Here is a 13,971-nt window from a genome sequence, read left to right as displayed (position 1 = left end):
ATATCTTAGTGTCAGATGGAAACATCCGACACCACAGATAATTTCTTAGTGTCAGATGGAAACATCTGACACCACATACAACAGATTTCTCTGGGCACCAACCCCAATTAACCGATTCACCAATTACACCTTTAACCCAACGGACAATGGGCCAAACGTTATTGCTTAATATTCCTGAGTTTCTCAATGGATAAAATATTAATGGCATTACCGGTTTTATCGATCAGTTTTTCATCTTTAAAATCAGCGAGCATTCTGCTTACCGTTTCACTGGCAGTACCTACCAATGCAGCAAGATCATCGCGCGAGATCCGGATTGTGCAGGTATTAGCCTCGCCGTCGCCAAATTTTGTAGCCACCTGTAATAAAGCTTCAGCTACCCTTTTCCGTACTGATGAATAGGCCAATTGCAGCATTTGTTTTCCTTTATCGCGTACATTGCCGGATAACAGACCAATAAATGTTTTGGATACAACCTGGTGACTGAGCAGGTATTCCATAAAATCGGCTTTTGGAATATGGATAATTTCTGATTCAGTGAGCGTAGCAGCATTTTCTGCGTAAAGTTCCCCGTTACATAAACTTTCATAACCGAAAAAATCGCCATCATGATAAAGGCCCGAAGAAAGTTCCCTGCCATCTTTAAAACGTTTGTAGGTTTTTACCTGCCCTTTTACCACGTAATAAAGGTGTGCGGGTTCGTCACCTTCAATATAGATCACCTGTTTGCTGTTTACCGCCCGTGGTTTACCTTTCTTTCGCAGTTCATCCATTACCGTTTCACCATTGCCTTCTGCCAAACTAAAACTACTGGCCTGCTGCTTTTTCTTAAACCTGCTTTCTATTGCCCTGAAAAGTTCAGTATCATCAAAGGGTTTGGTGAGGTAATCATCGGCGCCCATTTCCATGCCTTTTCTCATATCTGCACGCTCGGTTTTTGCCGTGATGAAAATAAAAGGAATATTGGCTGTTTTAGGATTTTTGTTCAGCAGGTACAAAACACCGTATCCATCCAGCTCAGGCATCATAATATCACACAGAATTACATCTGGAAGATGATTAACCGCCATTTCGACACCGATTTTTCCGTGTTTAGCCGTAAAAGTTTTATAACCGGCCAGATCCAGTACTTCAGCAGTACTTTCCCTGATATCGTCATTATCTTCAATAATTAAAACTTTCCTGTTCATGCGATAAATCTAAATGATAAAATTATTTTTAAAGGGAAAAGTAAGCGTAAATACAGTACCCGAATGCTGCTCGCTATTGCAGGCTACCGTGCCGTTCATCAGGCCAACATATCTTTTAACAATATTAAGACCCAAGCCTGTCCCTGGAATATCGCCGGTATTGTGCGCCCTAAAAAATGGCTCAAAAAGATTGCCCTGATCAGCAGCTGGAATACCGATACCATTATCTTTTACTTCTAAAATCAGTTCATCATCTTTCAAAATAGAATTGAACTGGATGAGTGTGTCCTCGCCCGAGTATTTGATCGAATTCGAAATCAGATTGATGATGCAATTTTTCAACAGATTAGGGTCCAGGTAAACCTCAGCTGTCGTTCCGGTATGTTCGTAAATAATATGCTGGTTCTGTTTGGTCATCATCTGCATCTCTTCTGCTATCTCTTCTGCAAAACTGATGATGTTAAAAGCTTGTGCCGATACCTCTACTTTACCTGCTTCCAATTTTTCAAGTGAGAGAAAATCGTTCAATATTGTAGTGAGGTTATTAATGGAATTTTTGATTTTTAAGGTATGCTTCTCTACACTGGCTACGTCATGTTTGGTCGTATATTTATCAATTAGCGATGCGGATAGCTGAATCGCACTAAGGGGCGTCCTAAACTCATGCGAAGCCATAGAAACAAACCTGGTTTTAAGCTGGTTGAGTTCTTTTTCCTTTTGAAAAAGTGCACGCATATTTTCTTTCGCCATTTCCAGTTCTGAAACAAGCTTAACCAGGTCCTGTGTACGTTCCTTTATCTTAACTTCAAGTTTTTCAGTATAACTTTTAATCTGTTCTTCGTTGGCCTTTTCTTTGCTGAGATCGTGAATAAAACCTGTATAAATTTTACGGTCTGGAAATTTGATCTCACTCACCCCTAGTCTGAACGGGAATATAGAGCCATCTTTACGCTTTCCGGAAACCTCACGTCCAATACCGATAATATGTTTCTGTCCCGTATTTTCATATCTGGCAAGGTACTCATCGTGGTGCGAATGGTCCGGTTCAGGCATCAGAACGGAAATGTTTCTGCCCACCAACTCCTGCCTGCTATAACCAAAAAGCTCAAGCGCCGCAGGATTTAGATGTCCTATCATCCCCTTTTCATCAATGGTGATAATCCCATCTATCGCGTTTTCAATAATCGCATCCAAAAATTTCGACCTATCCATTATTATGCTTCAAATATGTTGTAAATATAGAATAAAGTATCAACGATCTCTTTTCCTATCCAACAATCAGTGTATCAAGTTTATTTTTCGAACTTGCCAACTGTTCATATAATTGCTTAAAGTCATCTGAAGCCTGATCTGTCATTTCGCTGAAAAGTTTCTTATAATAATTGATCCCCTCAGCCAGTTGCAGCTTAAAGCCATTCAGTTGTTTTATCTTTTTGTCACTAAACTGTTGTATATGTTGCTTAATATCCTCCTGCAGGTAATCGATATAAAGATTAAGCTCTTTGATAAAAACGTGCGGACGTTCAACCTGCTCCAACAGGTTAATTTTACCATAAATATGGCCAACCATTTCGTCAAACGAGTATACATCAGAAAAATAAGCCAGGTTGGGTCCCGGGCAAATGGCAACAGCCTTATTTTCTTTTGGTTTCAGCATATCGTATTTTAGGTAGTTTGAAGAACAAAGTCCTTCGCAAAGGCATATTTTTCCAGTAACCTCAGTAAATTGTTTTTCGTATTCGTCAGCGGTTAGGCCGGCCGTTTGAAGGCTTTTGATCTTTAAGTGCTGATATTCCCGCGATGCAGTACAAATAGCCTGTTCGGTAAATTCGGTGTTGTTGCACAGGTATTTCTTGGTACAGGGGCTTCCTGGCCTACCCTTTTCAATCCGCTCCGTCCGCTGTTGCTCTATGCTGCTGTTTCTGAAATTATTAAAACGGATTCCCAATGGTGAAGCATTGCTTAAATAAAAATCCTGTTCGGTTGCAGCAGTAAGTTGTGTTAAGGTATTCGAATCCACATTGGTTACTTCTGGCACCAATAAAAAAGGACTTCCCCAGCCTGCGGCATCAAGGTGGTAGTGCTGCAATAAAAAATTATGTTCTGCAGCGGTTCCGATTCCGCCCTGCACCGTGATCTTTTGTTTGGGCTCCTCTTCAACCAGAATTCCCTTTTTCACCAAAGCCAGCTGATACATTTCAAAAAGCTCCAGATACATTTCACTTCTTTTGGTTTTGAATTCCTCCAGGATCGGGCCGAGCAGATATCCATCGGTAGCAAACGCATGTCCACCACAGTTCAAACCCGATTCAATTCTGAACTCTGATACCCATAAACCTTTTTTGGCCAGGAATTTAGCCTGGATTAAAGCGGACCTGAAATCACTTACTTTTAAGATAATTTGTTTTTTTAACGATTCATTCTCATCTGGAAAGAAGTCTGCGAAATCCGCGATATAGCTATACAATTTGGGGTTCATCCCTGCAGAAAGTATAACCGATGCATTGAGCTTACTTTCAGCAAAACCCCGTAAAGCGGCCAGCGCATCCGTATGATCGTCGCCAGTGTATTCCCCGTCAACATAGTTCATTTTATCTACCTTTGCCATAATATTAACATCGATACTACCCATCCGCATTGTATTTCTGAGTACAGATTTGAAGATCTCCTTGGCTTCTCCATCAGGGTAATCCATCATCAGTTCATACCCATGTTTTAATTTTGAAGTGTCGGGCAAAAGTTCAAAGTAACGGCAGATATCAGTTCCCTTACCAAAATCCTGCTGTTTTAAAGCTTTAAAATCCTGGTTTATGCAATCGGATAAAAAGTTGAGGTAGGAGGTAATCCGTTTGCTACGACTATCAGGTTCATCTTTTCCGATTGCCTCGTAATATACTGATCTATTCTGCGAATGATAAGCGCGCATACGCTCTACCAATTCATCGTCAACAATAGAGAGTACAGAAGAAACGCCATATCTGGCAACTTTTAACGGGGTATCAATAGAATAACCCAGGCCCAAAACGGGAATATGAAATGAATGTAACATGGTATTTTGGTATAAAATAGCCTTTAACCTAACTGAAAGACTAAATAATTCTCCAACAAAACTACCCTGCTTTAACGGATGTAGTGATGATAAGGCTCAAACCAAAAAATGAGCGAAATCACTTTTTCGCGACAGAAAAGTTAAGCTCATCAGCTAAAATTCAAGCCATAAATGCACAGGAACACACCTGATGGCATATCCGGACTTTTATCTCTTTAAAATCACGCTAAATTTTATTTTTTACCTGTGCCAAGGGCTTGAATCGTTACGTGCCTCATCCTGATGAAATTGGCTGGAATTAGGTTCAAACAGGAACACAGTGAGCAGGAGGTAAAACCAAAAGCGGTATCTGGATATGATCAGACATATCAACAGTATAACTTCCTTTAAAAAGATGATGAAGGAAACCATGTTTTCGGTGCACCATAGTCAGTATATCAATCTGTCCGTTTTCTACAATCCAGTCCAAACCATCTTTCACCTGCTCGCTTTTTACCTGACGGAAGTAAATATTGCGATAATTCACCTTGTCGGCAACCAGCTGCAGGAAGTCTGCAATTTGTTGATGGGAAATTTCCGCACCGTTAGCATCATCTGAATGCATAATCAAAATTTCGGCATTAAATGGCTTTGCCAATTCAGCAAGCGTGCATAAAACCGATATATCGCTCGAAGTAAGGTCGGTGGCAAAAGCGATCTTTTTGGGAGTATTAAACCGACAGCATGATGGAATAAACAGCACGGGCATTTTAAGTTCAATTGTTTTCCTGGTCATGTTCCCCATTAACGCTTTCATCAACCGGTCTGCCCGGTTTAAACCGGCCACAATCAGATTCATTTTACATTCGGCGAAGTATTTACCCACCTCCTGATCAATTTCTCCATGGAGTAATCTACCGAATACTTCTGCTTTAAAATCCAGTTCGTGGTGAGCTTTTTTAAATTTTTCCTCCACTTTTCCGACCAGTTTGTTCAAGGCTTTTTTAGCATCTTCTTCAAGCAATTTATAGTCCTCGTGAGGCCAAACCAGTGATGCGGCTACAGGCGAAAACTCCGGCATCTGAAAAACATTGACCAATTCTACCCTCGCACCTATACCATGGGCGAGTTCAGTTGCATAATCAGCCGCATTTTCTGCTGTTGCAGAGAAATCGACAGGTACAAGAATCTTTTTCATATTGGTTTTATTTTAGTATAAAGTTTGAAAAGCGCCGGGTGGAAATATGAGTATCCTCAATTTTCAGATGATTAACATATAGAAAACTGATTATTTAAAGCAGATTACTTCTTTACCAGTTTATTATTAACAGGAAACATTAAACTTTCCAAAACCTGATCGCGGTGATATACATCCGGATACACACGGAGCTGCCCGTCATTAACCTCGCAGGTGATATAAGTGATTTTTACCGGAACAGTATTTTTAAGATGAAAATCTTTTTTACGCATGTTAACCATTGATGATTTCAAAGCAGGTACCTTATCGGCTGCTCCATCGTTCCTTAATAACAGTTCGGCAAGTAAACCAGCATTTTCTACCCGGATACAGCCATGACTGAATGCTCTTTCTGGTTTTTTAAATAATTTCTGTTCTGGAGTATCGTGCAGGTAAATATCAAAAGCATTGGGAAACCGGAATACTACCTTGCCCAGTGCATTATCACAACCGGACGACTGCCTGGCATCATACAGATTAGGATTAGCTTTGATCGCTGCTATAGTACTTTTGGTTAAGGACACTATGTTTTGTTTTCTATCGTAAATACTGTAATGGTTATTGATCAGATAGGTCGAATCTTTCCATATTTTGGGTAACAGCTCAGTCGTAAATATTTTATGAGGCACTTTCCAGTCTGGCGATGTAGTGATGTACTTCACCTTACTTTCCAACTCTGGTGTCGGGCTGGAGGGCTTACCAACAATGGTTTTAAAGATCACTACGCGATCATTGTTAACCAGTTTAAGTGTGTAGGAAGGAATGTTGATCTGTATCAAATAAAGATCTCCTTTATTTATCCACCGCAGGCGCTCCATATTAATGGCCATTTTTCTGGCATCACCTTCCGGAAATTCATAACAGTCATCAATATATTGCCCCTTAACCAGATGGAGATAATCCTGAAGCATTTTATACATATCTGCCTGCGGCTGGGCCGAGGTAACATTGGCCATAAAATCAGGGTGCCCCATCGCTTTCTTGAGATGCGATACCGGATCAAAATCAAGTGGTATTTTCGACTCCAATCGTTCGGTGGTGAATACAGGGTTAAATTTACCGTAGTGAAGATGGTTGATGAGCGTGATCAGGGCATCTGTTAAATAGAGATCAAAAATTTCCTGTTCCTGTAGTTTGGCATTTGGACTGGTAAGTGGGCGAAGCGCATCATAAGTGAGCTGATCGGGATGAAAATCGTTTCTGTTCAAACCAAACTGTAATACGCAATCCATCAGTAACATCGACGCCCAGATATCTGAATGAACAGTATCCTGCATTACCCAGGCACGCTTGTACAGCCTGTCCTGATAAAAGCGGTCAACCAGATTAGGATAGTTCAGCTTTTGCTGCAGGCTAACAATTTCTTTTTTAAGGGACAACGAATCGGTATATATAACAGATCCATCTTTTTTAAGGCAAACTCCAAAAGCATTATAGACCAATAAGAAAGCCCACAAAAGCGTTAAGGAAATAAAAATCAGCTTCACCGTACCGAAGCTTCTCTGAATATTTTTATTTTTCATAACAGATTGATTTACAACGATAAATATCAAAATACAATCATCATATTTTAATGATTCCGATCACTTTTTGCAATGATATCTTACAGGTTATCGAGTCGCTGATGAAAGCCTATGAATGCTCAAACAACCATTTAAAAGGCTTTATTTTTCGTTTTGGCCTCAGGTTGAATTTTTTGATGCTATGCATTTTAACAAAGGTCTCGGCTTCAGAAATATCGTCAGTTACCAAAAACAGACTGAGGTCATTTTCAGCGATTGTTCCCTCTTCTTTCATCTTTGCAATATGCTCTAAAAGGGATTGGTGATATTTTCGATCAAACACAATTACAGGGAAATCCTTGATCTTTTGAGTCTGGATGAGCGTCAGTGCCTCAAAACATTCATCAAGTGTACCATATCCTCCTGGCAGCACCACAAAAGCAAAAGAATATTTTACCAGTAAAATTTGCGGGTAAAAAAATGATTCATGTTCACCCATTTGTCCAGATATGGGTTTGGTTTTTGTTCTCTTGCCAATGAAATATTGCAGCCTACCGAGCGGCCGCCAACTGCCTGCGCACCTTTGTTGGCTGCTTCCATTAATCCAGGGCCACCACCGGTCATAATCGTAAATCCCAGTTGTGCAAAAGCTCCTGCAGCTTTTTCTGTAAATTTATAATAGGGATGATAGGGAGCAAAACGTGCAGAACCAAAAAAGGTAATGCAGGGACCTACAAAATGTAATCCTCTAAATCCCCTGATCAGATCTAGTACCGTTTTTAGCGTAAAAATGAACTCCTTAGCTCTGGACCGTGGCCCTTCCAGGAATTCTATTTCTGATTTACTGGCCATTTTTTTTAACCAAATTTAACTCCCAGGCCAGGCAGCAGATATGATGGGTATCACTTTCCGAACTGCGCTGTATCATTACAGCCAAAACTTTAAATAATTAAAATTGTATATGAAAAAAATTAGCATTAAACACCTTAATAACGTACACGGCGACAGCATCCGTGGACTCGATTTTTACGCGGAGACATTGGAAATCCTAAGAGAAAGGCTTAACGAAATTGCAAAAGCAAATACAGGTAAAGAAACCATGATTGGGATAGAACACTTTCAAAACCTCTTTATCATCCATCAGGACAAGATTGAAGTACTCAAACATCACCTGCTGAAAAATATAGAGGTGCTGGCCGGCGAGATAAAAGATACAAACGGATTTATAGAACAAAGTGTGTTCGAAAAGAACGAGGAGTTACAGGCCGAATACCTGCGTGAGGTTGATTTATTTGAAGAGATGAGACATGAATTTTATCGTTTTGCAGCAGAATGGATGTAAACTAAAAACATAGCCCCGTTGGTTTATGAAAGCAACATTGATAGCCCGCCTTAAACAGCAAAAAATACGTCTTAAAAACTGGGCAAAGCTTTTAGGGCCGGGCCTAACCACAGGGGCAGCTGATGATGATCCGTCGGGCATAGCCACCTATACCCAGACAGGAGCAAAATTTGGCTATAGTCAGCTTTGGACTGCGGTTTATATGTTGCCTTTAATGATTGTGGTACAGGAAACCTGCGCCCGCATTGGATTAGTACAGGGAAAAGGAATTGCAGCCGTTATAAAAGAATATTACAGCAAAAGAGTACTCTATTTTATTGTGGGTACCGTGCTTGTTGCCAATACCATAAACATCGGAGCAGATATTGGCGCTATGGCTTCAGCAGCAGCGTTAATCATACCCTTGCCATTTGCAGTACTTGCCCTTGCTTTTACTTCTGTCACTTTATTACTCGAAATATTTACGACCTACAAAACCTATTCAAGGATATTAAAATGGCTTGCCCTGAGTCTGCTGGCCTACCCTTTAACCCTGATCATTGTTAAACAACCATGGCTTACCTTATTGAAAGCCTCTTTCATTCCCAGTTTCAGCTTTAATTTTGAATACATTTTTATTATCATAGGCGTTTTAGGAACCACCATCTCGCCCTATATGTTTTTCTGGCAGGCCTCTCAGGAAGTTGAGGAAGAAAAATCAAAACGCCTGTTAAAAAATGGCAAACCTTTGGTTACCAAGAGGCTGTTGCATAACATGCGGATAGACAATGCAACCGGAATGATTATGTCAGAGCTTACTACGTGGTGCATCATTGTTGTAGCCGCTACTGTTCTCCACCGTTCGGGCAATACAGATATTAAAGATGCCGCTGATGCAGCCAGGGCGCTTGAACCGTTGGTCAGATCTTTTCCTAATTCAGGCTACATTGCAAAATTGATTTTTTCCACTGGTATTATCGGATTGGGCCTTTTGGCAATACCTATACTTTCAGGCTCGGCAGCTTATGCCATTTCAGAAACTCTCGATTGGAAAACCGGTTTAAATCTAAAGTTTAAAAAAGCAAATGGTTTTTATGGCGTAATCACGATTGCAACGCTAATTGGCCTGATGATTAATTTTATTGGAATCGATCCGATAAAAGCTTTAATATATGCGGCTGTTTTAAATGGAATTGCTGCGGTTCCGCTGCTTTTTATTATCGCCAGAATTTCTTCCAGTGAACTTATTATGGGAAAATACAAAAGCTCAAAAACCGCTAATATAATAGTCTGGATCACTTTCGGGGCTATGGCACTGGCAATTATTGGTATGATTGTTTCTTTCATAAATAACTGACATTGGCGTAGCGACTGTACAAATTTAGCATACGCTACAGGGCAAAGAGCTATAGCATTTTAAACCGGTTCTGGTTTAAAAACAACGAAAAACATCCATTCGCAAAGGAGCTTATCAGGATTTTCCCTTGTGCTAAATCGACAATCCACTTCCCGGCTTTTCATTTCTCCAGATTAAAAATTTTTGCCTGAATGTGATCTAAAGGTATCAGCTTTTTGTTCCGAATCCTCTATCATATTGCAGATATATGGCAACATTAAGGTTCATCAGTTTATATTTGCCATGCAAAAAACAATATCTTTAACTAAAATAATTCACCAGTAATGAAAGCGATAGGATTTAAAACTTCACTCCCTATAGACGAAAGCGAAAGTTTCATCATGTTTGAAACACCGGTTCCAGAACCAAAAGGGAGAGACTTACTTGTAAAGATAAAAGCCATCAGCGTAAACCCGGTTGATTTTAAAATCCGGCAGAACAGCGCAAAAGACACCGCATTGGAAACACCCAAGATAATTGGCTGGGATGCTGTTGGCACGGTTGAAGCCGTTGGAGAAGATGTTACTTTTTTTAAAGCCGGAGATGAAGTCTACTATGCCGGAGATTTAACCCGAAGCGGCTCGAATGCCGAATATCAATTGATTGATGAACGCATAACAGGTTTAAAACCCTCAACACTAACCTACGCTGAGACAGCCGCCATGCCATTAACCGCTCTTACGGCCTGGGAATCACTTTATGATCGCATCCGTATCGCCGAACCTAAAGATAAAGGAAAAAGCATCCTGATTATTGGTGGTGCAGGGGGCGTTGGCTCTATTGCCATACAATTGGCCAGGAAAATAAGTGGCTTAAAAGTGATTGCCACAGCCTCGAGACCAGAGACAAAAGATTGGTGTAAGGCCATGGGTGCCGATGTGGTCGTAGATCATAAAAACCTGGTTGAAGAAGTACACGCAGCAGGTTTAAAGGAAGTAGATTTTATTCTTGACCTGGTAGACCTGAATAACTATTGGGATACTTTGGTAGAACTGATTAAACCACAAGGCCATATTGTATCAATAACGGGCTCTGCCACACCTGTCGCGCTAAATAAGTTAAAAAACAAAAGTGTTACTTTCTCTTGGGAGCTGATGTACACCCGTTCGATGTACCAGACTGACGATATGGAACAACAGCACCATATTTTAAACGCGTTAGCAAAATTATTAGATGATGGCACCCTTAAAACTACATTAAACCAAACGCTTAAGGGATTTTCAGTAGAGAACTTAAAAGAGGCTCACCGCCTGTTGGAGAGTGGAAAAACCATTGGCAAAGTGGTTATTGAATATTAAAAAATGCCTGTAAAAAAAAGGAGAGAAACCTAACCAGCTTCTCTCCTTTTTTATATCCTATTCTCAACTAAACTTTAGCCCTGTTCTCTGAACTTCTTTTTAGCTGCGCGTTAATGCGTTCCAACACGTTATAAATATCGAAAGGCTTGCTGATGTAATCATCAGCAAATGCATCAATTGCTTTTTGCTCGCTATTGTTCTGTGCAGACATTACAATAATCGGGATATGTTTGGTAAAAATATCAGTTTTTAAATCTTCACATATCTCTGCTCCGTTTCCATCTGGTAACATTACATCTAATAAGAAAAGATCAGGCATTGCATCCTGGATATTTTTTTTCAGTTCCGCAAAGGACGAAGAAAGCTGTAATTCAAAACCCTCTTCTTTTAACAGGATTTCAATCACGTTTCTGATTTCCTGATCGTCTTCTAAAATGTGTATTCGTTTTTTTTCCATGTTCAAATTATATGTTTGGGATGTCCGTTCGCGTGGAATGCGCTACACGATAGTAACAGTAACACCCAAACCCTCTAAATGTTTTACAATTTGTTCAGAAATTCCTTTATCGGTTATGATATGATCAATTTCTTCCAATCCGCATATCTTTCCGAAACCTCTTTTTCCAAATTTAGTAGAATCAGCGAGTACGATCGTTTTTTGTGATGCACCGATCATTTTGCGATTCAAATGCGCCTCCATCGCATTGGTAGTGGTTACACCAAAATCTAAATCAATGCCATCTACCCCTAAAAAAAGTTTATTAAAATAAAAATCCTGCAAAACCTGCTCCGCATAAGCGCCCATAACCGAGGAAGAACTTTTTCTGAGTAAGCCACCCAATTGTATCACTTCAATGCCAGGTTCGCGCATTAATTCGAGCGCCACATTTAATGCGGAAGTAACAACTGTTAAATTGGTTGCAGGGGCAATGTTCTTCGCAAAATAAAGTACTGTAGTACCCGAAGCAATCACAATAGAATCGTTATCATTCAGCAATGCGGCTGCAGCCATTCCAATTTTATTCTTCTCCGCCGATTGTATTTTTTCTTTCTCATTAACCGGACGGTCTACCGTGTAGGGATTGTTTATCGTGGCACCACCGTGTGTTCTAAACAGCAGACTCTTGTCTTCCAGTAGTTTTAAGTCCTTTCTTATTGTTACCGAAGACACTTTCAATTCCTTACACAAATCCACAACATTAATGTATTGATCACGTTGCAGGCGACTTAAAATAAACTGATGCCTCTCAGCCAAATTCATCATAGTAAATTAAATTAGCGTGCTGCAAATTAGCAATAAAAACATTCTTTAACATATTTTAGATAAATATTTAATAAATTTTTAACCTGTTTAACATATTATTTCGATCAGGATTTATTATAATTGCGAATAGTTTCGTTTTGTTATCGATTGTTATCAAACCAATGAAAAGATTGCACGCACATCAACCGGCTGATGATATAAATTGGGATTTTATTATTATTGGTGGGGGTGCAACAGGTTTAGGTACGGCACTAGACGCTGCAAGTCGTGGTTTTAAAACGCTATTGGTAGAACAGGCTGATTTTGCCAAAGGAACATCCAGCAGGAGTACCAAGCTGGTTCACGGAGGTGTCCGCTACCTTGCGCAAGGTGACATTTCTTTGGTTAAACATGCACTGAAAGAACGTGGTCTGTTACAACAAAACGCTCCACACCTTGTAGATAAAGAACAATTTCTGATTCCCTGCTATGATTGGTTTTCTGTTGTAAAATATTTAACGGGGCTTACCCTTTATGATTGGCTGGCGGGCAAATACAGCTTTGGCAAATCTAAATTTTTATCCAGCAGAGAAACCCTAAGTTTGATGCCTGGCATTAAAGCACGGGGATTAAAAGGAAGCATCAGGTACTATGACGGCAAGTTTGATGATGCCCGTTTGGCCATTAACATTGCACAAACGGCTATCGAAAAGGGTGCATCATTACTCAGCTACACCAAAGTAACAGCCATTTTAAAAAGCGGTGATGCGGTTACCGGTATTGCAACAGAAGACACTATAACGGGTTCAACAGCTCAATACAAGGGTAAAGTTGTCATTAATGCAACGGGAGTATTTGTCGATGATATCCTGCAAATGAACAATCCTGCTACAAAGAAGATGGTAAGGCCCAGTCAGGGTGTACATGTGGTCCTCAGCAAAACCTTTTTAAATAGTGAATCAGCACTAATGATCCCAAAAACCACTGATGGGCGGGTTTTATTTGCTGTTCCCTGGCATGAGCATTTACTGGTAGGCACTACCGATACGCCGTTAAACGAACATAGTTTAGAACCGAGGGCATTAAAAGAAGAAGTAGATTTTATTATCAGTACGGCAGCAGGCTATTTCAACCGCAAACCCATAGCAAAAGATATCTTAAGCGTATTCTCAGGTTTACGCCCCCTGGCTGCCCCTACCTCTGGTGATCCGAACAGCACAAAGGAAATCAGCAGAGACCATAAACTGATTGTATCCGCAAAGGGATTGATTACGATTACCGGCGGCAAATGGACTACCTACCGCCTAATGGCGGAAGAAACAGTGAATTTAGCTATTGCACATGCGGGTTTAAAACATAAAGCATGTGTAACTCAGAATTTAAATATACACGGGAGTACAGCCAGTTCGGGAAGTGGTCATCTGGCCATATATGGATCAGATCGTAGTAAAATTGAAGCCTTGATTAAACAAAACCCCGGCCTTGAAAAACCACTACATCCGTCTTTTCCGTTCATTGAAGCCGAAGTGGTTTGGTCTGCAAGGAACGAATTGGCAGAAACTGTAGAAGATATTTTAAGCAGGAGATTAAGGATCTTATTTATTGATGCACAGGCTGCTAAAGATATGGCGCCTAGGGTAGCCGCTCTACTTTGCAAAGAATTAGCTGCAGATGAAAACTGGAAAACCGAGCAAATTAAAACTTTCAATAAATTAGCTGATGGTTACCTTTATGATGAATATATAAAATAACTAAA

Annotated in this window: 13 protein-coding genes; 4 read left to right on the top strand and 9 right to left on the bottom strand. The window is 40.2% G+C overall.

The features are described from left to right. Positions 1-158: 158 nt before the first annotated feature. The 7 genes from ACFE6N_RS05950 to ACFE6N_RS05920 form a co-directional block, all read right to left on the bottom strand. Positions 159-1,190, bottom strand: a complete 1,032-nt coding sequence (locus ACFE6N_RS05950) for a response regulator (protein ID WP_378934736.1) — start codon at positions 1,188-1,190, stop codon at positions 159-161. Between the two features lie 9 nt (positions 1,191-1,199). Next, positions 1,200-2,402 carry a PAS domain S-box protein gene (locus tag ACFE6N_RS05945; protein WP_378934734.1) on the bottom strand — a complete coding sequence of 401 codons (1,203 nt, stop codon included), beginning with the start codon at positions 2,400-2,402 and terminating at the stop codon, positions 1,200-1,202. Between the two features lie 55 nt (positions 2,403-2,457). Continuing rightward, positions 2,458-4,239, bottom strand: coding sequence for a hypothetical protein (locus tag ACFE6N_RS05940; protein WP_378934732.1), 1,782 nt, complete (start codon positions 4,237-4,239; stop codon positions 2,458-2,460). A gap of 304 nt (positions 4,240-4,543) precedes the next feature. Continuing rightward, positions 4,544-5,416, bottom strand: coding sequence for a universal stress protein (locus tag ACFE6N_RS05935; RefSeq protein ID WP_378934730.1), 873 nt, complete (start codon positions 5,414-5,416; stop codon positions 4,544-4,546). A 104-nt stretch (positions 5,417-5,520) separates the two neighbouring features. Then, positions 5,521-6,978 (bottom strand): L,D-transpeptidase family protein, encoded by a 1,458-nt coding sequence (locus tag ACFE6N_RS05930; RefSeq protein WP_378934728.1) that lies wholly within the window; start codon positions 6,976-6,978, stop codon positions 5,521-5,523. A 109-nt stretch (positions 6,979-7,087) separates the two neighbouring features. Beyond that, entirely contained in the window at positions 7,088-7,456 is a 369-nt protein-coding gene (locus ACFE6N_RS05925) for an LOG family protein (protein WP_378934726.1), read from the bottom strand. Continuing rightward, on the bottom strand, positions 7,411-7,809 hold the full coding sequence (locus ACFE6N_RS05920) for an LOG family protein (RefSeq protein ID WP_378934724.1): 399 nt from the start codon (positions 7,807-7,809) through the stop codon (positions 7,411-7,413). The genes ACFE6N_RS05925 and ACFE6N_RS05920 overlap by 46 nt, the downstream gene beginning before the upstream one ends. A 109-nt stretch (positions 7,810-7,918) precedes the next feature. Between ACFE6N_RS05920 and ACFE6N_RS05915 the strand changes: the two genes are divergently transcribed. The 3 genes from ACFE6N_RS05915 to ACFE6N_RS05905 all read left to right on the top strand — a co-directional run bounded on the left by ACFE6N_RS05915 (position 7,919) and on the right by ACFE6N_RS05905 (position 10,972). Further along, positions 7,919-8,299, top strand: a complete 381-nt coding sequence (locus ACFE6N_RS05915) for a hypothetical protein (RefSeq protein WP_378934722.1) — start codon at positions 7,919-7,921, stop codon at positions 8,297-8,299. 25 nt (positions 8,300-8,324) lie between these two features. Further along, positions 8,325-9,635 carry an NRAMP family divalent metal transporter gene (locus ACFE6N_RS05910; RefSeq protein ID WP_378934720.1) on the top strand — a complete coding sequence of 437 codons (1,311 nt, stop codon included), beginning with the start codon at positions 8,325-8,327 and terminating at the stop codon, positions 9,633-9,635. 323 nt (positions 9,636-9,958) lie between these two features. Continuing rightward, the gene (locus tag ACFE6N_RS05905) at positions 9,959-10,972 is read left to right on the top strand and encodes a zinc-binding alcohol dehydrogenase family protein (protein WP_378934718.1); all 1,014 of its coding nucleotides are present in this window, start codon (positions 9,959-9,961) and stop codon (positions 10,970-10,972) included. A 67-nt stretch (positions 10,973-11,039) separates the two neighbouring features. On the opposite strand, the gene ACFE6N_RS05900 is transcribed toward ACFE6N_RS05905, so the two are convergent. Continuing rightward, a complete protein-coding gene (locus tag ACFE6N_RS05900) occupies positions 11,040-11,429 on the bottom strand; it encodes a response regulator transcription factor (protein ID WP_145854687.1) in 390 nt (129 codons plus the stop codon). Positions 11,430-11,471: 42 nt separating this feature from the next. Then, the gene (locus tag ACFE6N_RS05895) at positions 11,472-12,236 is read right to left on the bottom strand and encodes a DeoR/GlpR family DNA-binding transcription regulator (RefSeq protein WP_090979524.1); all 765 of its coding nucleotides are present in this window, start codon (positions 12,234-12,236) and stop codon (positions 11,472-11,474) included. Between the two features lie 161 nt (positions 12,237-12,397). Here ACFE6N_RS05895 and ACFE6N_RS05890 point away from each other — a divergent pair, with 161 nt between their 5' ends. After that, on the top strand, positions 12,398-13,966 hold the full coding sequence (locus tag ACFE6N_RS05890) for a glycerol-3-phosphate dehydrogenase/oxidase (protein ID WP_378934716.1): 1,569 nt from the start codon (positions 12,398-12,400) through the stop codon (positions 13,964-13,966). Positions 13,967-13,971 lie beyond the last annotated feature (5 nt).

This window comes from Pedobacter sp. BG31, from assembly GCF_042464845.1.
Taxonomy (GTDB): domain Bacteria; phylum Bacteroidota; class Bacteroidia; order Sphingobacteriales; family Sphingobacteriaceae; genus Pedobacter; species Pedobacter suwonensis.
This window is presented reverse-complemented; position numbering and strand designations above follow the sequence as displayed.

Excerpts from the sequence above, each read along its gene's own strand:
- ACFE6N_RS05950 (WP_378934736.1), bottom strand. The coding sequence starts at position 1,190 with ATGAACAGGAAAGTTTTAATTATTGAAGATAATGACGATATCAGGGAA.
- ACFE6N_RS05945 (WP_378934734.1), bottom strand. The coding sequence starts at position 2,402 with ATGGATAGGTCGAAATTTTTGGATGCGATTATTGAAAACGCGATAGAT.
- ACFE6N_RS05940 (WP_378934732.1), bottom strand. The coding sequence starts at position 4,239 with ATGTTACATTCATTTCATATTCCCGTTTTGGGCCTGGGTTATTCTATT.
- ACFE6N_RS05935 (WP_378934730.1), bottom strand. The coding sequence starts at position 5,416 with ATGAAAAAGATTCTTGTACCTGTCGATTTCTCTGCAACAGCAGAAAAT.
- ACFE6N_RS05930 (WP_378934728.1), bottom strand. The coding sequence starts at position 6,978 with ATGAAAAATAAAAATATTCAGAGAAGCTTCGGTACGGTGAAGCTGATT.
- ACFE6N_RS05925 (WP_378934726.1), bottom strand. The coding sequence starts at position 7,456 with ATGGGTGAACATGAATCATTTTTTTACCCGCAAATTTTACTGGTAAAA.
- ACFE6N_RS05920 (WP_378934724.1), bottom strand. The coding sequence starts at position 7,809 with ATGGCCAGTAAATCAGAAATAGAATTCCTGGAAGGGCCACGGTCCAGA.
- ACFE6N_RS05915 (WP_378934722.1), top strand. The coding sequence starts at position 7,919 with ATGAAAAAAATTAGCATTAAACACCTTAATAACGTACACGGCGACAGC.
- ACFE6N_RS05910 (WP_378934720.1), top strand. The coding sequence starts at position 8,325 with ATGAAAGCAACATTGATAGCCCGCCTTAAACAGCAAAAAATACGTCTT.
- ACFE6N_RS05905 (WP_378934718.1), top strand. The coding sequence starts at position 9,959 with ATGAAAGCGATAGGATTTAAAACTTCACTCCCTATAGACGAAAGCGAA.
- ACFE6N_RS05900 (WP_145854687.1), bottom strand. The coding sequence starts at position 11,429 with ATGGAAAAAAAACGAATACACATTTTAGAAGACGATCAGGAAATCAGA.
- ACFE6N_RS05895 (WP_090979524.1), bottom strand. The coding sequence starts at position 12,236 with ATGATGAATTTGGCTGAGAGGCATCAGTTTATTTTAAGTCGCCTGCAA.
- ACFE6N_RS05890 (WP_378934716.1), top strand. The coding sequence starts at position 12,398 with ATGAAAAGATTGCACGCACATCAACCGGCTGATGATATAAATTGGGAT.